Source organism: Streptomyces echinatus (assembly GCF_014203595.1).
GTDB classification, from domain to species: domain Bacteria; phylum Actinomycetota; class Actinomycetes; order Streptomycetales; family Streptomycetaceae; genus Streptomyces; species Streptomyces echinatus.
In genome coordinates this window covers 248,231-267,495 of sequence record NZ_JACHJK010000004.1, presented here as the reverse complement: position 1 = coordinate 267,495, position 19,265 = coordinate 248,231, and the positions used below count along the sequence as shown (strand labels likewise).

Annotated in this window: 18 protein-coding genes and 1 pseudogene; 6 read left to right on the top strand and 13 right to left on the bottom strand. The window is 73.9% G+C overall.

Annotation, left to right across the window (positions count from 1 at the left end):
* Window positions 1-59 precede the first annotated feature (59 nt).
* Window positions 60-221, bottom strand: a pseudogene (locus FHS34_RS13810) (cellulose binding domain-containing protein); the annotation flags it as partial.
* A gap of 195 nt (window positions 222-416) precedes the next feature.
* Window positions 417-1,454, bottom strand: coding sequence for a LacI family DNA-binding transcriptional regulator (locus FHS34_RS13805; protein ID WP_184964796.1), 1,038 nt, complete (start codon window positions 1,452-1,454; stop codon window positions 417-419).
* A 130-nt stretch (window positions 1,455-1,584) separates the two neighbouring features.
* On the opposite strand from FHS34_RS13805, the gene FHS34_RS13800 reads away from it, so the two are divergent.
* A complete protein-coding gene (locus FHS34_RS13800; protein WP_184964794.1) occupies window positions 1,585-3,879 on the top strand; it encodes a beta-xylosidase/alpha-l-arabinosidase in 2,295 nt (764 codons plus the stop codon).
* A 204-nt stretch (window positions 3,880-4,083) separates the two neighbouring features.
* Here the strand turns inward: FHS34_RS13800 and FHS34_RS13795 are convergent, their stop codons facing one another.
* Genes FHS34_RS13795 through tsaB form a run of 4 tightly spaced genes read right to left on the bottom strand, consistent with a single transcriptional unit; the run spans window position 4,084 to window position 6,620 of the window.
* Entirely contained in the window at window positions 4,084-4,341 is a 258-nt protein-coding gene (locus tag FHS34_RS13795; RefSeq protein ID WP_184964791.1) for a hypothetical protein, read from the bottom strand.
* Complete coding sequence (gene tsaD / locus FHS34_RS13790) at window positions 4,338-5,423, bottom strand: tRNA (adenosine(37)-N6)-threonylcarbamoyltransferase complex transferase subunit TsaD (protein ID WP_184964789.1); 1,086 nt, start codon at window positions 5,421-5,423, stop codon at window positions 4,338-4,340. Before tsaD ends, FHS34_RS13795 begins: the two co-directional genes overlap by 4 nt.
* The gene (gene rimI, locus FHS34_RS13785) at window positions 5,416-5,934 is read right to left on the bottom strand and encodes a ribosomal protein S18-alanine N-acetyltransferase (RefSeq protein WP_184965304.1); all 519 of its coding nucleotides are present in this window, start codon (window positions 5,932-5,934) and stop codon (window positions 5,416-5,418) included. The genes tsaD and rimI overlap by 8 nt, the downstream gene beginning before the upstream one ends.
* 29 nt (window positions 5,935-5,963) lie before the next feature.
* Complete coding sequence (tsaB, locus tag FHS34_RS13780) at window positions 5,964-6,620, bottom strand: tRNA (adenosine(37)-N6)-threonylcarbamoyltransferase complex dimerization subunit type 1 TsaB (RefSeq protein WP_184964787.1); 657 nt, start codon at window positions 6,618-6,620, stop codon at window positions 5,964-5,966.
* A gap of 113 nt (window positions 6,621-6,733) precedes the next feature.
* On the opposite strand from tsaB, the gene FHS34_RS13775 reads away from it, so the two are divergent.
* Complete coding sequence (locus tag FHS34_RS13775; RefSeq protein WP_184964785.1) at window positions 6,734-7,291, top strand: hypothetical protein; 558 nt, start codon at window positions 6,734-6,736, stop codon at window positions 7,289-7,291.
* 37 nt (window positions 7,292-7,328) lie between these two features.
* Here FHS34_RS13775 and FHS34_RS13770 read toward each other — a convergent pair whose 3' ends face one another.
* The 6 genes from FHS34_RS13770 to FHS34_RS13745 all read right to left on the bottom strand — a co-directional run bounded on the left by FHS34_RS13770 (window position 7,329) and on the right by FHS34_RS13745 (window position 12,955).
* Window positions 7,329-7,496: a hypothetical protein gene (locus FHS34_RS13770; protein WP_184964783.1), complete on the bottom strand. Its 168-nt coding sequence runs from the start codon at window positions 7,494-7,496 to the stop codon at window positions 7,329-7,331.
* A gap of 123 nt (window positions 7,497-7,619) precedes the next feature.
* Entirely contained in the window at window positions 7,620-8,138 is a 519-nt protein-coding gene (gene tsaE, locus FHS34_RS13765; RefSeq protein ID WP_184964781.1) for a tRNA (adenosine(37)-N6)-threonylcarbamoyltransferase complex ATPase subunit type 1 TsaE, read from the bottom strand.
* Window positions 8,098-9,366 carry an alpha/beta fold hydrolase gene (locus FHS34_RS13760; protein ID WP_184964770.1) on the bottom strand — a complete coding sequence of 423 codons (1,269 nt, stop codon included), beginning with the start codon at window positions 9,364-9,366 and terminating at the stop codon, window positions 8,098-8,100. Before FHS34_RS13760 ends, tsaE begins: the two co-directional genes overlap by 41 nt.
* A gap of 143 nt (window positions 9,367-9,509) precedes the next feature.
* The gene (alr, locus tag FHS34_RS13755) at window positions 9,510-10,670 is read right to left on the bottom strand and encodes an alanine racemase (RefSeq protein WP_184964769.1); all 1,161 of its coding nucleotides are present in this window, start codon (window positions 10,668-10,670) and stop codon (window positions 9,510-9,512) included.
* Between the two features lie 426 nt (window positions 10,671-11,096).
* Complete coding sequence (locus FHS34_RS13750) at window positions 11,097-12,530, bottom strand: NAD(P)H-hydrate dehydratase (protein WP_184964767.1); 1,434 nt, start codon at window positions 12,528-12,530, stop codon at window positions 11,097-11,099.
* Window positions 12,531-12,583: 53 nt separating this feature from the next.
* Window positions 12,584-12,955 carry a holo-ACP synthase gene (locus FHS34_RS13745; RefSeq protein ID WP_184964765.1) on the bottom strand — a complete coding sequence of 124 codons (372 nt, stop codon included), beginning with the start codon at window positions 12,953-12,955 and terminating at the stop codon, window positions 12,584-12,586.
* A 63-nt stretch (window positions 12,956-13,018) separates the two neighbouring features.
* Here FHS34_RS13745 and FHS34_RS13740 point away from each other — a divergent pair, with 63 nt between their 5' ends.
* Window positions 13,019-13,801, top strand: coding sequence for an SDR family NAD(P)-dependent oxidoreductase (locus tag FHS34_RS13740; protein ID WP_184964763.1), 783 nt, complete (start codon window positions 13,019-13,021; stop codon window positions 13,799-13,801).
* Window positions 13,802-13,908: 107 nt separating this feature from the next.
* Window positions 13,909-14,259 carry a hypothetical protein gene (locus FHS34_RS13735; RefSeq protein ID WP_184964761.1) on the top strand — a complete coding sequence of 117 codons (351 nt, stop codon included), beginning with the start codon at window positions 13,909-13,911 and terminating at the stop codon, window positions 14,257-14,259.
* Between the two features lie 54 nt (window positions 14,260-14,313).
* Here FHS34_RS13735 and glmS read toward each other — a convergent pair whose 3' ends face one another.
* On the bottom strand, window positions 14,314-16,161 hold the full coding sequence (glmS, locus tag FHS34_RS13730; protein ID WP_184964759.1) for a glutamine--fructose-6-phosphate transaminase (isomerizing): 1,848 nt from the start codon (window positions 16,159-16,161) through the stop codon (window positions 14,314-14,316).
* Between the two features lie 537 nt (window positions 16,162-16,698).
* Here glmS and FHS34_RS13725 point away from each other — a divergent pair.
* Window positions 16,699-18,024, top strand: coding sequence for a hypothetical protein (locus FHS34_RS13725; protein WP_184964757.1), 1,326 nt, complete (start codon window positions 16,699-16,701; stop codon window positions 18,022-18,024).
* A 178-nt stretch (window positions 18,025-18,202) separates the two neighbouring features.
* Window positions 18,203-19,171, top strand: coding sequence for a type I pantothenate kinase (coaA, locus tag FHS34_RS13720; protein ID WP_184965302.1), 969 nt, complete (start codon window positions 18,203-18,205; stop codon window positions 19,169-19,171).
* Window positions 19,172-19,265: the final 94 nt, after the last annotated feature.

Sequence of the window (19,265 nt, the reverse complement as noted above, 5' to 3'; positions counted from 1 at the left end):
CGGAAGCGGCACGAGCCGGTTTTCCCGGGAGATTCTCCTGCACCAGCCCGCCCCGCGGCTCATCCCGGCGTCACCGCCGGTACCGGATTGCCGCCGCTCCAGGAGGCGTTGAACCCGAAGGTCACCGAACCTCCGTCCGGTACCGACCCGTTGTACGAGGCGTCGGCGCAGGAGACGGCCGAGCCCGACTGGGCGCAGGTGGCGTTCCACGCCTGGGTGATGGTCGCGCAGCGGGGTGCCGGCGGCATGGACGGTGCCGGGGGGGCGGTGAACAGGCCCACGGCGGTCGCCACCGCGGCCAGGGCGGCCCGCGGGAACGTTCGGGAGGTCTCAGGGCGGGCGCCTCCGAAAGTTTCGGTCGTGCAACCGATTGACTTCGGAGGAGTGTGGGGGCACACCCCCCACCCGTCAATACGTCACCTTCCGGCCACGGCGGGCGCCGCCGTGCTGGACCGCACCACCAGGCTCGTCGCCAGCTCCACCCGGGTCGCGGCCCGCTCCTGCCGTGCCCGCCCCAGCTCCAGCACCAGCCGGGCCGCAGCCTCGGCCATCTCGGTCAGCGGCTGCCGTACGGTCGTCAGCGGCGGGCCCACCCAGCGGGCCACCGGCAGATCGTCGAAGCCGACGACACTGACGTCCCCCGGGATGCGCAGACCGAGTTCGCGGGCGGCCTCGTACAGCCCGAGCGCCTGCAGGTCGTTGCCCGCGAAGACGGCGGTGGGCCGGTCCGGGCGGCGCAGCAGCTCCAGACCCAGGCGGTAGCCGGCGTCGTGGTGGAAGTCCCCGGTCACGACGAGCGAGGGGTCGGCGGGCAGCCCGGCCGTCTCCAGGGCCGCGCGGTAGCCGTCGACCCGGGCCCGGCTGCACATCATCCGGGACGGTCCGCTGATCGCGCCGATCCGGGTGTGCCCGAGTTCCACCAGGTGGCGGGTGGCGGCGAGGCCGCCCTGCCAGTTGGTGGCGCCGATGGACGGCACGTCCGGCCCCGGGTCGCCGGCCGGGTCCATCACCACGAACGGGATGGATCTGCTGGTCAGCAGCGCCCGCTGGGACCCGTCGAGCCCGGACAGCACCAGCACCACGCCGTGCGGGCGGCGGGCCGCGACCTGGTCGGCCCAGGTCCGGCCGGGGGTGAGCCGGCCGGCCGACTCGGACAGGACGACGCTCAGCCCGGCGTCCCGGGCCACGTTCTCCACGCCCCGGATGACCTCCAGCGCCCAGGCGCTCTCCAGCTCGTGGAAGACCAGGTCGATCAGTGGTGAGCGGGAGGCCTCGGCGCGCCGGCGCCGGTAGCCGTAGGCGCGCAGCAGTTCCTCGACCCGGGCGCGGGTCGCGGGGGCGACGTCGGCACGGCCGTTGAGGACCTTCGAAACAGTCGGAGCGGAGACCCCGGCCTCCCGGGCGATCTCGGCGAGGGTCGCCGTCTGCGTCTCTGCGGGCTTCGGAGGCTTCATGCCCGCGATCGTATCCCCGCCCCACCTCTTGACGAAGGCCCACGTGCGCCCTAGGTTCCCGGAACATTCGAGGTGACATTCGAAACATTCGGCCAGCAGCGTCCGATCCCGGACCATCGACGGGAGTTCCATGACCACCGCTCCTTGGCGCGACCCCGCCCTGCCCGCCGACGCCCGGGTGACCGACCTGCTGTCACGGATGACCCTGGAGGAGAAGACGGCCCAGCTGTACGGCGCCTGGGTGGGCGCCGCCGCGGACGGCGACGGAGTCGCCCCACTCCAGCGGGAGATGGCCTCCGGTCACGACTGGGACGAGCTGATCGCCCACGGCCTCGGCCAGCTGACCCGGTCCTTCGGCACCGCCCCCGTCGAGCCCGACGCCGGGGCGCGATCCCTGGCCCGGGCGCAGCGCCGGATCGCCGCCGCGAACCGCTTCGGCATCCCGGCCGTCGCCCACGAGGAGTGCCTGGCCGGCTTCACCGCCTGGCGGGCGACCGCCTATCCGGTCCCGCTCGCCTGGGGCGCCTCCTTCGACCCGGAGCTGGTGGAGGAGATGGGCCGCCGCATCGGCCGGGGCCTGCGCGCGGCCGGGGTCCACCAGGGCCTGGCGCCGGTGCTGGACGTGGTCCGAGACCCGCGCTGGGGACGGGTCGAGGAGACGATCGGCGAGGACCCGTACCTGGTCGGCACCGTGGGCACGGCCTACGTACGCGGCCTGGAGTCGGCCGGTGTCGTCGCCACCCTCAAGCACTTCGCCGGGTACGCGGCCTCGGCGGGTGCCCGGAACCTGGCCCCGGTGCGGGCGGGCGTACGGGAGCTCGCGGACGTCACCCTGCCGCCGTTCGAGATGGCGCTGCGCGAGGGCGGGGCCCGCTCGGTGATGGCGGCCTACACCGAGACCGACGGCGTGCCCGCCTCCGCCGACCCGCGGCTGCTGACCGGGCTGCTGCGCCAGGAGTGGGGGTTCACCGGCACGGTGGTGGCCGACTACTTCGGCATCGGCTTCCTGCGGACCCTGCATCGGGTCGCGGCGGACGAGGCGGAGGCGGCGCGTCTGGCCCTGGCCGCGGGCGTCGACGTCGAACTGCCGGCCCCGGATTGCTACGGCCCCCCGCTCGTCGCCGCCGTACGCGAGGGCCGGGTCCCGGAGGCCCTGGTGGACCGCGCGGCCCGGCGCGTCCTGCTCCAGAAGTGCGAGCTGGGTCTGCTGGACGAGGACTGGCGCCCGGAGCCGGATGGCCCCCTCGACCTGGACCCGGCGCGCAACCGGGCCCTCGCCCGGCGGCTGGCGGAGGAGTCGGTGGTGCTGCTGGACAACCCCGGCGGCCTGCTGCCGCTGGCCCCCGGCACCCGGATCGCGGTCGTCGGCCCCCGCGCGGCGGACCCGCTCGCCATGCTGGGCTGTTACTCCTTCCCCTCGCATGTCCTCGCCGACCACCCCGGGGTACCGCTCGGCATCGACGTCCCGACCGTGCTGGACTCGCTGCGCGCGGAGTTCCCGGACGCCAAGGTGACGTCGGCGGAGGGCTGCGGGGTGTCCGACCCGGACACCGCCGGCTTCGCGGAGGCCGTGGCCCGGGCGGCGGAGGCGGACGTGTGCGTGGCGGTGCTGGGCGACCGCGCGGGCCTGTTCGGGCGCGGCACCTCCGGCGAGGGCTGTGACGTGTCCGACCTGCGGCTGCCCGGGGTGCAGGCGGAGCTGCTGGACGCGCTCGTGGCGACGGGCGTGCCGGTGGTCCTCGTGCTGCTCACCGGCCGCCCCTACGCCCTGGGGCGCTGGCACGGCCGGCTCGGCGCGGTGGTGCAGGCGTTCTTCCCGGGCGAGGAGGGCGGCCCGGCGGTGGCCGGGGTGCTGTCCGGCCGGGTCGGCCCCTCCGGCCGGCTCCCGGTGAGCGTGCCGCGGGAGCCCGGCGGGCAGCCCTGGACCTATCTCCAGCCGCCGCTGGGGCTGGCCGGGGAGGTCAGCAGCCTGGACCCGACCCCGCTGTACCCGTTCGGCCACGGCCGCACGTACACGGAGTTCGCCTGGGAGGACTTCGAGGGTTCCGCGGCGGGCATCCCGACCGACGGCTCGTACGACCTCTCCCTCACCGTCCGCAACACCGGCGACCGGGCGGGCACCGAGGTCGTCCAGCTCTATCTGCACGACCCGGTGGCCTCGGTGACCCGCCCGGACGTCCGCCTGATCGGCTACCGGCGGCTCGACCTGTCCCCGGGCGCCGCCCGCCGGCTGACCTTCCGCTTCCACGCCGACCTGTCGTCCTTCACGGACTGTACGGGGGCCAGGGTGGTGGAACCCGGCGAGCTGGAACTGCGGCTGGGCCCGTCGAGCGGCGAGGTCCGGCACCGGGCACGGCTGCGGCTGACGGGACCGGTACGGGTGGTCGGGGCCGAACGACGGCTGCGCTGCGACGTGCTGCCCTGACGGCGGGGCGGCAACGCGAACATCCCGCCTCCGGAAACCCGGAGGCGGGATGTTCGAGTGGAGCGCCGGGCAGGCCTTGCACCTGCATTTCCCCGCAGGAAGCGGGGCGTCTTTCCTTGGACCACCAACGCACTGCGTCCGGGCCGGTGTTCCGGCCGTTCGCTGTGTGATGATCATAGCGCAGTCCGGCCGGATGCTTCAACCTCAGCCGTCGGCCACCGGTTCGAACCGCCAGCGGTGCACGGCCCGCGTCACCAGCGTGCCGTCCGGCTCGGGCAGTTCGGGCAGCTCGGCGTCGTACGGCGCGTCCCACCAGGTGATGACCAGCACCCGGTCCTGCGGCGCCCGCAGGGTCTCGCGGCGCAGCGGCTCGGCGGCGAGCCGCTGCTCCCGCACCCAGGCCAGCAGCTCCCCGCCGCGGCCCTCGACGGCCCGGGCCTCCCACATCAGGGCGACGGTCACGAGTAGAGGTTCTCCTTGCTGACCTCGTGCACATGGTCGTGGCCGGGGACATGAGGATCCGTCACCGGCAGGGAGGAGTCGGCCGACAGGTCCCAGCTGGACGCGGCGCGGTTGCGGGCGACCATCTCGGCGCCCAGCGCGGCCACCATCGCGCCGTTGTCCGTGCACAGCTTGGGGCGCGGCACCCGCAGCCGGATGCCGGCCGCCTCGCAGCGCTCCTGGGCGAGGGCGCGCAGCCGGGAGTTGGCCGCCACACCGCCGCCGATCATCAGATGGTCCACGCCCTCGTCCTTGCAGGCGCGGACGGCCTTGCGGGTGAGCACGTCGACCACGGCCTCCTGGAAGGAGGCGGCGACGTCACGGACCGGGACCTCCTCGCCGGCCGCGCGCCGGGCCTCGATCCAGCGGGCCACGGCGGTCTTCAGGCCGGAGAAGGAGAAGTCGTACGCCGGGTCGCGCGGGCCGGTCAGACCGCGCGGGAAGGCGATCGCCCCGGGGTCGCCCTCCTTCGCGTACCGGTCGATGACCGGGCCGCCCGGGAAGCCCAGGTTCAGCACGCGGGCGATCTTGTCGAAGGCCTCGCCGGCCGCGTCGTCGATGGTCGCGCCCATCGGACGGACGTCGGAGGTGATGTCCTCGGACAGCAGCAGGGAGGAGTGACCGCCGGACACCAGCAGGGCCATCGTCGGCTCGGGCAGCGGGCCGTGCTCCAGCTGGTCCACGCAGATGTGCGAGGCGAGGTGGTTGACGCCGTACAGGGGCTTGCCGAGGGCGTAGGCGTAGGCCTTGGCGGCGGAGACGCCGACGAGCAGGGCGCCCGCGAGGCCGGGACCGGCGGTGACCGCGATGCCGTCCAGGTCCTTGGCGCTGACCCCCGCCTCCTTCAGCGCGCGGTCGATGGTGGGGACCATCGCCTCCAGATGTGCCCGGGACGCCACCTCCGGGACGACACCGCCGAAGCGGGCGTGCTCGTCGACGCTGGACGCGATGGCGTCCGCCAGCAGGGTGGTGCCGCGGACGATGCCGACGCCGGTCTCGTCGCAGGAGGTCTCGATGCCGAGGACGAGGGGTTCGTCAGTCATTGTTGTCGGTTCCTTGCACGGAGGGAGAACCCGCGGCGGGGCCGCCGTCGGAGGCCGCCGGGCCGCTGTCGGGTCCTGTGGTCAGGCGCATCACCAGGGCGTCCACGTTGCCGGGCTGGTAGTAGCCGCGCCGGAAGCCGATGGGGACGAAGCCGAAGCGCTCGTAGAGCTTCTGGGCGCGGACGTTGTCGACCCGGCACTCGAGCATCACCTCGTGGCACTCGAACGCGGTCGCCGCGCGCAGCAGCTCGACCAGCAGGCGGGCGCCGAGGCCGGTGCCCTGGTGGTCGCGGGCCACGGCGATCGTCTGGATGTCGGCCTGGTCGCCGGAGGCGACGAGGCCGGCGTAGCCGACGATGCGGCCGGCGGACTCGGCCACGAGATAGCGGCGGTTGGCCTCGGGGCCCCGGGAGTGGGCCAGCTCGGACCAGAACATGCCCCGTGACCAGGCGTCCTCGGGGAACAGGTCCTTCTCCAGCTCCAGGACCGGGTCGATGTCCCACCAGCGCATCTCGCGCAGTCGGGGGGTTTCCGGTGCCGTCACTTGGGGGTGACCACCTTGTAGTTCTTGGGGACCTGGGCGTCCGGCCGGCGCAGGTACAGCGGCCGGGGCGCCGGGAGCTCCTCGCCCGCGGCCAGCTTCCCGGCGGCGAGCGAGGCGAGGGCGGCGGCGGACACGTGCTCGGGCTCGTAGGCGCTCGGGAACGTGTCCGGGTAGAGCAGGGCGCCCGCGCCGACCGCCGGGAGCCCCGCGACCCGCTCGGCGATGTCGGCCGGGCGGTCGACGGCCGGGTCGGTGAGCCGGGTGCTGGAGTCGGCGTACGTCGCCCAGTAGACCTCCTTGCGCCGGGCGTCGGTCGCCACGACGAAGGGGCCCTTCTCGATGTCGGCGGCGTAGGCGAGGCCGTCCAGGGTGCACACGCCGTACACCGGGACGCCGAGCGCGAGGCCGAAGGTGTCGGCGGTCATGAGGCCGACGCGCAGGCCGGTGTAGGGGCCGGGGCCGGTGCCGACGACGATCCCGGTGACGGCCTCCAGCTTCAGCCCGGCCTCGGTGAGGACCCGGTCGACGGCCGGCAGCAGCAGCTCCCCGTGCCGGCGCGCGTCCACCTGGCTGGACGAGGCGATGACGTCCGTGCCGTCGTGCAGCGCGACGGTGACGGCGGGTGTGGCGGTATCCAGAGCGAGCAAGAGCACGCGAACAGCCTACGGCGCCCGCGGCTCGCGCACGGCCGACCCGGACGGAGGGTCACCGGCTGCTACGGTCTGTACGAAGTACGACATATGGCGCGAAACAGAGGTGGGCGCAGGTGGCAGGGACCAGCTCGGGGATCGTGGCCGGCCTTGCCGCGGCGGCTCTGGGAACGGTCGGATTCCTTGCCCTCCAGGCCCAGGCGACCGTTCCGGCGAGCCTGCGCGGCGATCCGGCGGCGAGCGCGTCCGCGGCGGCCGCGCGGAAGGCCCCCCGGGACCGGCACAACCCGACGGCGCTGCCGGGGAACTCCGGAACGGGTGAACGGGTCGTGTACTCGGTGGACGACGACCGGGTCTGGCTGGTCACCCCCGGGAACAGGGTGCGGCACACCTTCGAGGTACGCCCGGGCAGCGTGGACCCGCCGCCGGGCATCTACTGGGTCACCTCCCGCTCGAACACGGCGACCGGCACCGACGGGCTTCCCGTCGAGCACGTCGTGCGGTTCACCAGCGTGAACGAGGTGGTGATCGGGTTCAGCGCCGTGGTGGGCAACGGCTCGGGCGCGATGGCCGACCCGAGCGTGAAGACGGGCGGCATCCGTGAGGCGCGCACGGACGGCGACGCGATGTGGCAGTTCGCGACGATCGGCGTACCGGTGGTCGTGATCCGCTGAGCGCTCCGCGGGAGGAGCGCGCGGCCCCGGGAGGCGCTCACGCCGCCCGGGGGCGGTCCTCCACCGGTTCGCAGGCCTCCGGCTCCGGGGTCCGCGGTGGCCGGGAGACCGCTTCCGCCGCCGCGCACGACGCCAGCAGATCGTGCATGGACACCCCGGCGGGCACGGCGGGCCGGGGCTGCTCCTGGGGCCGGCCTGCGGTCATGGACGCCTCCTGACGTGCGGGGGCGGGCGAAGTCAGGCACACCTCACTACGGGCTGGCTACCATGTCACCACGCCCGGTACGTCCTGCGCAATATGTTGCCGACGCCTTGTCGGTACGAGGTCTCAGCCGGTCAGCGTCTCCAGGCCGGCTTCGGCCCAGCGCTCCCCCAGCCCGGCCAGGGTCACCTGCCGCACCTCGTCGGTCGTGTCCCCCACGGCGCGGTGGATGCCGACCTGGAGCCGGTCGTCGGTCAGTTCCTCGACCTTGCCCTCGCCCCACTCCACGACGATCACCGAGTCGGGCAGCGAGACGTCGAGATCCAGGTCCTCCATCTCGTCCAGGCCGCCGCCGAGCCGGTAGGCGTCCACGTGGACGAGGGGCGGGCCGTCGCCGAGGGAGGGGTGCACCCGGGCGATGACGAACGTCGGTGAGGTGACCGCGCCGCGCACGCCGAGCCCCTCGCCGAGCCCGCGGGTCAGGGTGGTCTTGCCCGCGCCGAGCTCCCCGCTGAGCATCACCAGGTCGCCCGCGCGCAGCAGCTTGGCCAGCCGGCGGCCCAGCTCCCGCATCTGCTCGGGCGAGGTGATCGTCAGCCGGATCTCAGCGGCCTCGTGCACTGCTGGTGCTGCTGGTCGTTCCATAGCCACTTACGGTAGCCCCTGCGGGCACCGCACCCGCGCGGGTGAGCAGGTCGGCGAGGCGGTCGGTGACCACCTCCGGGTGCTCCAGCATCACCAGGTGCCCGGCGTCCGGCACGAGCACCAGCTCGGCGTCGGGCAGCAGGTCGGCGATGGCCTCGCTGTGCTCGCTGGGCGTCACCAGGTCCCGCACGCCGGCCAGCACCAGCACCGGCATGTCCTGGAAACAGCCGAGCGCCTCGGTCTTGTCGTGGTCGGTGAAGGCCGGGTAGAACTCGGCGACCACGTCGATCGGCGTGGACTCGATCATCCGCTCCGCGAACCGCTCCACCGCCGGGTCGACGTCCCGCCCCGCGAACGAGTACCGCTTGATGATCCCGGCGAACAGCTCGGCGGTGGCCCGGCGCCCCTTCTCCACCAGCTCCGCCTGCTGCCCGAGCGCCTTCAGCACACCGGGGAGGATCCGGCGCACCGCGTTGACGCCGGCCAGCGGGAGCCCGAAGTTGACCTCGCCGAGCCGCCCGGACGACGTGCCGACGAGGGCGGTGGCGACGACCCGGTCCCGGATCAGCTCGGGGTACAGGGCGGCGAGGGCCATCACCGTCATCCCGCCCATCGAGTGGCCCACCAGCACCAGCGGCCCGTCCGGGGCGGCGGCGTCGAGCACGGCCTTCAGATCGCGGCCGAGCTGGTCGATCGTGACCGGCGCCCGGTCCCGGGTCTGGGCCACGCCCCGCCCGGACCGCCCGTGGCTGCGCTGGTCCCAGTGCACGGTCCGCACGACGCCGCGCAGGGCCGCCCGCTGGAAGTGCCAGGAGTCCTGGCTGAGGCAGTAGCCGTGGCAGAAGACGACCGTGACCGGCGCGGGCGCCTTGCGGCCGAAGAGCCGGCGCCGGCGGGGCGAGACGTTCGGGCCCGGGTCGGGCTCGGCCTCGTCGACCTCGTAGTACAGCTCGGTGCCGTCGTCGGCGTACGCCTTGCCGGGGGTGCCGCGCAGGGTGCCGTACGGTCCCGCCGAGTCCAGCGCCAGCCGCGCCTTGCGGCGCACCCCGCGGCCGACCGTCATCCGCTCGATGGCGACGCCCGCCGCCGCGCCCGCGGCGAGCACGCCTATCGCGGCACCGGCGATGCCGGTCGCCTTGCGCCAGCTCCCGGCCGTCGCCTCCGCGGCGGAGGCGACGGCCGCCGAGGCGACGAGGTCCGCCACGGCCTCCGCGCTGCTCTCGCTCACGTACCGCTCCTCTTCGCCGTACTGCAGTTCGCCCTGGGTGATGAAACGGATGGTGCTGCTGTGCTGCTGGTGCTGCCCTGTGACCGGTGTTACGGGTGTTCCGGGTAGCCGGTCCGCGCCGGGTTACCCGGCTTCTTGCCCGTTCACATGGACGCGTTCACATAGACGCGCGGGACGCGCGTTCCGATGCGTGTGACGATCTCGTACGCGATCGTGCCGCAGGCCTGCGCCCAGTCCTCGGCGGTGGGCTCCCCCCGGTCGCCCGGGCCGAACAGCACCGCCTCGGTGCCCACGGGGGGCTCGTCGCCGCCGAGGTCCACCACGAACTGGTCCATGGCGACCCGTCCGGCGACCGTCCGCCACTTGCCGTCGAGCAGCACCGGGCCGGCGCCCGAGGCGTGCCGCGGGATGCCGTCGCCGTAGCCGACGGGGACGAGGCCGAGCGTGGTCTCGCCCGGGGTGACGTAGTGGTGGCTGTAGCTGACCCCGTGACCGGCCGGGACGCGCTTGACGAGGGCCAGCGAGGCGCTGAGCGTCATCACCGGGCGCAGGCCGAAGTCGGCCGGGGTGCCGATCTCGGGGCTGGGCGAGACGCCGTACATGGCGATGCCCGGGCGGACGAGGTCGAAGTGGGTCTCGGGCAGGGTGAGGGTGGCCGGCGAGTTGGCGATGTGCCGCACCTCGGGCCGTACGCCCCGCTCCTCGGCGTACGCCGTCATCTCCCGGAACCGGTCGAGCTGGGCGGTGATGGACGGGTGCCCCGGCTCGTCGGCACACGCGAAGTGCGACCACAGCCCGGTGACCCGGACCAGCCCCTCGTCCTCCGCGCGCAGCGCCGCGGCGACCAGCTCGGCCCAGTCCGCCGGCTGACAGCCGTTGCGGCCCAGCCCGGTGTCGGCCTTGAGCTGCACGCGGGCGACCCGGCCGGCCGCCCGGGCGGCGGCGGTCACCTCGCGCAGGGCCCACATCCCGCTCAGCGACACGTCGATGTCGGCCTCGATCGCCTGCCGCCAGGGACCGCCCGGCACCCACAGCCAGCACAGCACGGGCCCGGTCAGCCCGGCCGCGCGCAGGGCGAGGGCCTCCTCGGCGGTGGCCGTGCCGAGCCAGCTCGCGCCGGCCTCGAGTGCCGCGCGGGCACACGGGATCGCGCCGTGGCCGTACGCGTCGGACTTGACGACGGCCATCACGGCGGCGCCCTTCGCCCGGGCGCGCAGGGCCCGCACATTGGCGCGCAGGGCGCCCAGATCGATCTCGGCGCGGGCGCGCAGGGCGGTGGTCGGCACAGCTGCTGTCTCACTCATCGCGCCCCCAGTCTCTCAGAGGCCCCGGGCAGCCCCCGGCTACCGGGGGTGGATCGGTCCCGCCACGCGGATCGCCCCCCCTCGGACCAGGGCACACCCCCGACCGCCCGCGCGGTTCCCCACGCCCCGGCCGACCGGTCACCCCCGCGGACGAACGAGGCCAACCGGTCCCGCCGAGCAGCCAGGGCCAACTCCCGGCCGACGCACCACCCCGACCACCCGCACCCTTCCCCCACCCCCCATCAGCCCCTCACCCCACGCCGACACGAGGCGGACCGGCCCCACGCCGAGGCAAGGCGGACCGGCCCCGCGCCGGCGCAAGGCGGCCCGGCCCCACCGCGTACGCCACGGTCAACTCCCGGCCGCGGCACCGGCCCGACCGCCCGCGTGGTTCCCGCGCACCCGTGGCCGTCGGCGGCGGGGGACTCAGTCGCGCACGTCCCGCCATGCCTCCGGGATCAGTGAGGCCACGTCATGTGCGCCCGCCGGCGCGCCGTCGGCCGCGAACCGGCCCGCCAGCCCGTGCAGATACGCCGCCGCACTCCCCGCGTCCACCGCCCCCAGCCCCGCCGCCAGCAGGGACCCGGCCAGCCCGGACAGCACGTCCCCGCTCCCCGCCGTGGCCAGCCACGGCGTCCCCGTGGCGTTCACCCGCACGGGCCCGCTCCCGGTGCCGGCGACCAGCGTCGTCGAGCCCTTCAGCAGCACGGTCGCCCGGTACACCGCCGCCAGTTCCCGCGCCGCGGCCAGCCGGGCGGCCTCGACCTCCTCCCGCCGCACCCCCAGCAGCGCGGCGGCCTCCCCCGCGTGCGGCGTCATCAGCGTCGGCGCCGTCCGCCGCCGCACCGCGTCCCGCTCGGCCAGCCGCAGCCCGTCCGCGTCGAGCAGCACCGGCACGTCCGCCTCCAGCACCTCGGCCACGGTCGCCGCGTCGTCCCCGGCCCCTGGTCCGACCACCCACGCCTGCACCCGTCCGGCCTTGGCGGGTCCGGTGTCGGACACCAGGGTCTCCGGGAAGCGCGCGAGGACCGCGTCCCCGGCCGGCCCGACGTACCGGACGGCCCCGGCCCCGCCGCGCAGCGCCCCGGACACGGCCAGCACGGCGGCCCCCGGATACCGCGCCGACCCCGCGGCGATGCCGACGACCCCCCGCCGGTACTTGTCGCTCTCCGCCGCCGGCACCGGCAACAGCCGGGCCACGTCGGCGTGCTGCAGGGCCTCCAGCTCGGCGTCGGCGGCCGGCGGTTCCAGCCCGATGTCGACGAACCGCACCACCCCGGCGTACTCCCGCGCCGGATCCACCAGCAGTCCTGGCTTGTACGCGCCGAAGGTGACGGTCAGGTCGGCCCGCAGCGCGGCACCCCGCACCTCCCCGGTGTCCGCGTCGACCCCGCTCGGCAGGTCCACCGCGACGACGGCGGCGCCGGACCGCGCCACCACGCCGGCGAGCCGCTCGGCGTCCGGCCGCAACCCGCCCTTGCCCCCGATCCCGGTGATCCCGTCCACCACCAGGTCGGCCCGCGCGACCAGCTCCTCGGCGGCATCCGGGGCGACGACCGTGCCGCCCGCCCGCCGCAGGGCTCCCAGTCCTCCGCCGTGCGCCCGTTCGGGCGCCAGCGGCACGGCCGTCACCCCGGCGCCGCGCCGGGCCAGCCGGGCCCCCGCGTACAGGGCGTCCCCGCCGTTGTCCCCGCTGCCGACGAGCAGCACCACCCGGCTGCCGTACACCCGTCCGAGCAGGTCGGCACAGGCGGCGGCCAGCCCGGCGGCGGCCCGCTGCATCAGCGCGCCCTCCGGCAGCCGCGCCATCAGCGCCCGTTCGGCCGCCCTTACCGTCTCCACGCTGTACGCAGTACGCATGGCACCGAGTCTGCCCCGGAACCCCCACCGCCCACACCCGGACCGCCGACCGGTCAGCCCTCGGCGACCACCACGGCCGAGGCCACGCCCGCATCATGACTGAGCGACACGTGCCAGGACCGCACGCCCAGCTCCGCGGCCCGCGCGGCCACGGTCCCGCTCACCCGCAGCCGTGGCTGCCCGGTGTCCTCCACGTACACCTCGGCGTCGGTCCAGTGCAGCCCGGGCGGCGCGCCCAGCGCCTTCGCCAGCGCCTCCTTGGCGGCGAACCGGGCCGCCAGCGAGGCGTACCCGCGGCGTTCCCCGCTGGGCGCCAGCAACTCCCGCTCCACGAACAGGCGGTCGGCCAGTCCCGGCGTCCGCTCCAAGGACGCCCGGAACCGGTCGATCTCGGCGACATCGATGCCCACCCCGATGATGCTCATGCCGAGCACCCTACGACCCCGGGCGGCCAGGTCCGGGCGACACACGTCACCTAGGCTTCCGGCATGACCTCGTCCCGTGCCTATCTCTCCGACCTCTTCTCGCTGGACGGCCGGGTCGCCGTGGTGACCGGAGGGAGTTCCGGCATCGGGCGGGCCGTCGCGGGGGCGCTGGCGCGGGCCGGCGCGAAGACCGTGCTCGTGGCGCGCAAGCGGGCGGAGCTGGCCGCGGCCGCCGAGGAGTTGACGGCCGACGGGTGCGCGGCCGCCTGGGCGAGCGGGGATCTGAGCACCCGTACGGGAGTGCGCGCGGCGGCCGAGGAGGCCGCGGCCGTCTTCGGGGAGCCCGACATCCTCGTCAACTCCGCCGGGATCAACCTCAGGCCGCCGATGGGCGAGCTGGGCGAGGACGTCTGGGACACCACCATGGCGGTGAACCTGGAGGCACCCTTCCTGCTGGGGCAGCGGTTCGGCCCCGGCATGGCCGAGCGGGGCTTCGGGCGGATCATCCACATCACCTCCCAGCAGGCGCACCGCGCCTTCGTGCAGAGCGGCGCCTACGGCGTCTCCAAGGGGGCGCTGGAGTCCCTGGCCCGCTCGCAGGCCGAGGCCTGGTCGCCGTACGGCGTCACCTGCAACACCCTGGTGCCGGGCTTCGTGATGACTCCGCTCAACGCGCGGCTGTCGTCCGACCCCGAGCGGGTGGCGGCCCTGGCCGCGCGCACGATGACCGGCCGCAACGGCCTCGCCGAGGACTTCGCGGGCGCGGCGGTGTTCCTGGCGAGCCGCGCCTCCGCCTACGTCACGGGCCAGTCGGTCCACGTGGACGGCGGCTTCTCCGTCCACTGACCGGCAACCCCGGGGATCATGGCCGGTCCCCGCGCCGCGTAGGCTGCCCGGCGACCGGTGATCCGCTTCCCGGCGGACGCCATCGCACACAACGGGAGGACACAGCCTTGAAGTTGAAGTCTCTGGGCACCGCGCTCACCACCGCGGCCCTCATCGGTACGGCGTTCACCGGCGCCGTCGCCACCGCCGGCAGCGCGTCCGCGGCGACCCTGCCGCACGACTGCAGCAGGGCGATCGTCAACGTCAAGGCCAAGGAGACCGTCAACGTCCGCACCTCGCCGAAGACGACCGCCACGGCCGTCGGCATCTGGGGCAAGGGCAAGAAGGGCGGGATCTGCAACGACGGCAAGGCCTACAAGGGCGGCTCGTACAAGGCCTGCGGCAAGAAGAGCAACCTGTGGTACTACGGCGGCGACAAGAAGGACGGCTGGGTCCCGAAGACCTGCATCAACTGGTGACCGCCTGACCGGCGATCGAGGGGCGGACGGCACACGGCCGTCCGCCCCTTCGTCTCATTCCACCGTCACCGACTTCGCCAGGTTCCGGGGCTGGTCCACCTCGTTGCCGCGGGCCGTCGCCAGCTCGCAGGCGAAGACCTGCAGCGGCACGGTGGCCACCAGTGGCTGGAGGAGCGTCGGCGTGGCCGGGATCCGGATCAGGTGGTCGGCGTACGGGACGACCGCCTCGTCGCCCTCCTCGGCGATCACGATCGTGCGCGCGCCCCGGGCCCGGATCTCCTGGATGTTGGACACGATCTTGTCGTGCAGGACGGACCGGCCACGCGGCGACGGTACGACCACCACCACCGGCAGGTCCTCCTCGATCAGCGCGATCGGGCCGTGCTTCAGCTCGCCCGCGGCGAAGCCCTCGGCGTGCATGTACGCCAGTTCCTTCAGCTTGAGCGCGCCCTCCAGGGCCACCGGGTAGCCCACGTGCCGGCCGAGGAACAGCACCGTGTTCTTCGTCGCCAGCGTCCGCGCCAGCGCCCGTACCGGCTCCATGGTCTCCAGGACCCGCTCGACCTCCTCCGAGATGCGGGACAGGTCCTTGATGACCGCCTGGATCTCGTCGCCCCACTTGGTGCCCCGCACCTGGCCCAGGTACAGGGCGACCAGGTAGCAGGCGACCAGCTGGGTGAGGAACGCCTTGGTCGAGGCGACGGCGACCTCGGGGCCGGCGTGCGTGTACAGCACCGCGTCCGACTCGCGCGGGATCGTCGAACCGTTGGTGTTGCAGATCGCCAGCACCTTGGAGCCCTGTTCGCGGGCGTGCCGGAGCGCCATCAGGGTGTCCATGGTCTCGCCGGACTGGGAGATGGCGATCACCAGGGAGCGGCCGTCCAGGATCGGGTCCCGGTACCGGAACTCGCTCGCCAGCTCCACCTCGCACGGGATGCGCGTCCAGTGCTCGATGGCGTACTTGGCGATCAGGCCGGCGTGGAAGGCCGTACCGCAGGCGACGATGACGACCTTCTCGATCTCCCGCAGCTCCGAGGGGCTGATCCGCACCTCGTCCAGGGTCAGCGAGCCGGACGGATCGATGCGGCCGAGCAGGGTGTCGGCGACCGCCTTGGGCTGTTCGGCGATCTCCTTGAGCATGAAGTAGTCGTAGCCGCCCTTCTCGGCGGCCGAGGCGTCCCAGTCCACGTGGTACGAGTGGACCTCGGCCGGGCTGCCGTCGAAGCCCGTCACCGTGACGCCGTCGCGGCGCAGCTCCACCACCTGGTCCTGGCCCAGCTCGATCGCGGAGCGCGTGTGGGCGATGAACGCGGCGACGTCGGAGGCCAGGAACGCCTCGCCCTCGCCGACACCCACCACCAGCGGCGAGTTGCGGCGGGCGCCGACCACCACGTCCGGCGCGTCGGCGTGCACGGCGACGAGCGTGAACGCGCCCTCCAGCCGGCGGCACACCAGCCGCATCGCCTCGGCGAGGTCCGCGCAGGAGGAGAACTCCTCGGCCAGCAGGTGGGCGACCACCTCGGTGTCCGTCTCGGAGGTCAGCTCGTGTCCCCGCTCGGCCAGTTCGGCGCGCAGCACGGCGAAGTTCTCGATGATGCCGTTGTGGACCACCGCGACCCGGCCCGCGTTGTCCAGGTGCGGGTGCGCGTTGCCGTCCGTGGGGCCGCCGTGCGTGGCCCAGCGCGTGTGGCCGATACCGGTCGAGCCCGTCGGAAGCGGCCGGTCGACCAGTTCCTTCTCCAGGTTGACCAGCTTGCCGGCCTTCTTGGCGGCGGCCAGCCCGCCGTCCGCCAGCACGGCGACACCGCCCGAGTCGTACCCCCGGTACTCCAGTCGCTTCAGCCCGGCCATGACCACGTCGAGCGCCGACTGTGACCCTACGTATCCCACGATTCCGCACATGTGGCGCAGCCTACGGGCCGGGAGCCGCCGGAAACGGGCGCCGCGTGCCCGGAATCGGAAATTATCCGGGGTATATCGAGAGTCTCGATACTCTCCTTCGCAGTGACCGGAGGGGGCGGCATTCAGCCAACTTCGACCGGCCACCCCGCCCCCGCCCCCCTCCCGCACACAAGAGGCACACAGAAAGCACATGTTTGAGCAGGGACGGTGAGCAACTTCGTCCGGTTCGCACGGGGGCCGGGGATCGCATGCCTTTCGGCCAGACACCCTCGCCACAGAACCGGCCCCTTGTTCGATAGAGCGTGTACATGCCTAAAGTGACGCCGCGCGTGGACGCAGCCCGACCTCTGCGTCATCACGCGCGACGCCCGGCGACCGGGGGAACGGCGTCGCACACGGGGAGGGGTCACACCGTCATGGCTGCGCGCCGGACGTCCGCGCACGTCAACGCCTACAGCCGAGTGCCCTCCTGAGGCCGCCTCAGGACAGCACGGGCGTCCCGCGGTGCGGGGCGCCCATGCGCGCGTGAGGAGAAGCGTGACCAGGCACCGTGAGGTGTACTACCTCGCATACGAGGAGGACTTCGGCCTGAGCGGTTTCGGCGGCCGGCTGGGCCCCGGTGGGATTCCGCTCGCCGACCCCCCGGCCGTGCTGGCGATGGCGGCCGAGACGGCCCGGGCCGAGGAGGACGGGCAACTCGGCCGTGACGTGCGGCTGCTGCTGGAGTCACCGGTGCCGGAAGCCGTCGTCGGCGGCCTCTGGTCGGCGCTGACGGGCGGACGGTTCGACCCGGGTGCTCACGGCCTCGGCGCGCGCGACTGGCTGCGCATGATCGCCCAGGTGTGTCCCGCGGGCACCCCGGACCAGGCCCATGCGGAGCGTATGGACACCGCGGAGCCGGGGCCCGCCGTGCCGGAGGAGGAACTCCGCGAATCCGTGCGGGCCGAGATCGGGGCGGCCGCACCGGCGCTGGCCGGTCGTGTGCCACTGCCCGATGTGGCGGACATGCTGCGGCGGATCGTCGACGAGGCCGACGCCGATCTCGGCTTCCGGCTCTTCCTGCGCGTGCTCAAGGCCAACGCGGCTTCGGTGGGCGAGGACCAGTACGAACGGCTGCTGGGCATCGGGGACCGGCTGGCATACCCCCACGCGGCGGTCTTCGAGGACCTGACCGTGCGGTGGCGCCCGCTGGACGCGAACCGCCGGGACCTCGGCCCCCGTGCCGGCCTGCCCTTCCTCTCGGCGATGTTCGACGGCGAATGGGACGCCTGGCGGTACGAAGGCTCGGGCACCCCCCATGAGCACATCGGCAGACTCGCTCACGGCGACCGCGGCATCGCTCCCGGCACCCAGGCCGCCGTCCTCCTCCAGGACGTACGGCTCCTGTCGGGCTCGGCCCTGTCCGACGACGCGGTCACGGCACTGTGGCGCATCGCCGCCAGGCGCAGCGGCGCGGACGAGACGTTCGACGCGGACGGCAGGGCCTGGCTCCGGGAGATCGCCGAGGTGTGCACGGCGTGGCTGGCCGGTGTCGCGCCCTCCTACGTGCCCGGCCCGCCCGCTCACCACGACGACCTGAGGGAATCGGTCCTGCACGAGGTCCGCGACATCGGTCCGGCACTCGACCAGGCCGTGGCCCGGCAGGCTCCCGGCGCACCCGGCCCCGCCGTCACCACCCTCCTCCGGGACACGGTGACGTCCGCCGGCCCGGACCTCGGCTTCCGGCTCCTGCTGCACCTCGTCGACAGGTACGAGGTCACGATCAGCAGGACACAGTACGACCGCTACCGCGAGATCGGAGCACGTCTCGGGCTCGTCGACGCCTACATCGACCAGGTGTCACCGCACGTCCGTCCCCTGTGAGTGGCGCCGGCGTCCCGTACGCCCGACGCCCCGCCGCGTGGTGGAGCGGACGCCACCCGCAGCCGGCGCCCACTAGCGCGCACACAGGGCTCCGCTCCCGCCCCCACGTGACGCACCCCACCCCACTGCCCCGTTCAAACTCCGTTAACAATGGACTGTGATCTCTCAGGTCTCCTCGATGCCCCGGAGCGCCCACCGGCACAGGCCGGAGGCGACTCCCTACGTCGATCTCACCCGCGCCGAGTGGAGCGCGCTGCGCAACAAGACACCGCTGCCGCTCACCGCCGAGGAGGTGGAGAAGCTCCGCGGTCTCGGCGACGTCATCGACCTGGACGAGGTGCGGGACATCTACCTCCCGCTCTCCCGGCTCCTCAACCTCTACGTCGGCGCCACGGACGGGCTGAGAGGGGCTCTGAACACCTTCCTCGGTGAGAAGGGCTCCCAGTCCGGCACCCCGTTCGTCATAGGAGTCGCCGGCTCCGTCGCCGTCGGCAAGTCGACCGTGGCCCGGCTGCTCCAGGCGCTGCTCTCCCGCTGGCCGGAACACCCGCGCGTGGAGCTGGTGACGACGGACGGCTTCCTGCTGCCGACCCGGGAGCTGGAGGAGCGCGGCCTGATGTCGCGGAAGGGCTTCCCCGAGTCCTACGACCGCCGGGCCCTCACCCGATTCGTCGCCGACATCAAGGCCGGCAAGAACGAGGTGTCGGCGCCCGTCTACTCCCACCTCATCTACGACATCGTGCCGGACGAGAAGCTCACCGTGCGCCGCCCGGACATCCTGATCGTGGAGGGCCTGAACGTCCTCCAGCCCGCCCTGCCCGGCAAGGACGGCCGCACCCGGGTCGGCCTCGCCGACTACTTCGACTTCAGCGTGTACGTCGACGCGAGCGCCGAGGACATCGAGCGCTGGTACCTGAGCCGCTTCAAGAAGCTGCGCCAGACGGCCTTCCAGGACCCCGACTCGTACTTCCGCAAGTACACCCAGGTCTCCGAGGAGGAGGCCCTGGACTACGCGCGCACGCTCTGGCGGACGATCAACAAGCCGAACCTGGTCGAGAACATCGCCCCCACCCGGGGCCGGGCCGGCCTCATCGTCCGCAAGGGCCCGGACCACAAGGTCCAGCGCCTGCGCCTGCGCAAGCTGTAGGTCCGCCGCCGGGCACCGGGCCGTCGCCGCCGGCTCGGCCGGCACCCCGGACCGGTTCTCCCCCGCGCCCCTGACAGGGGCGCGGGGAACGCGC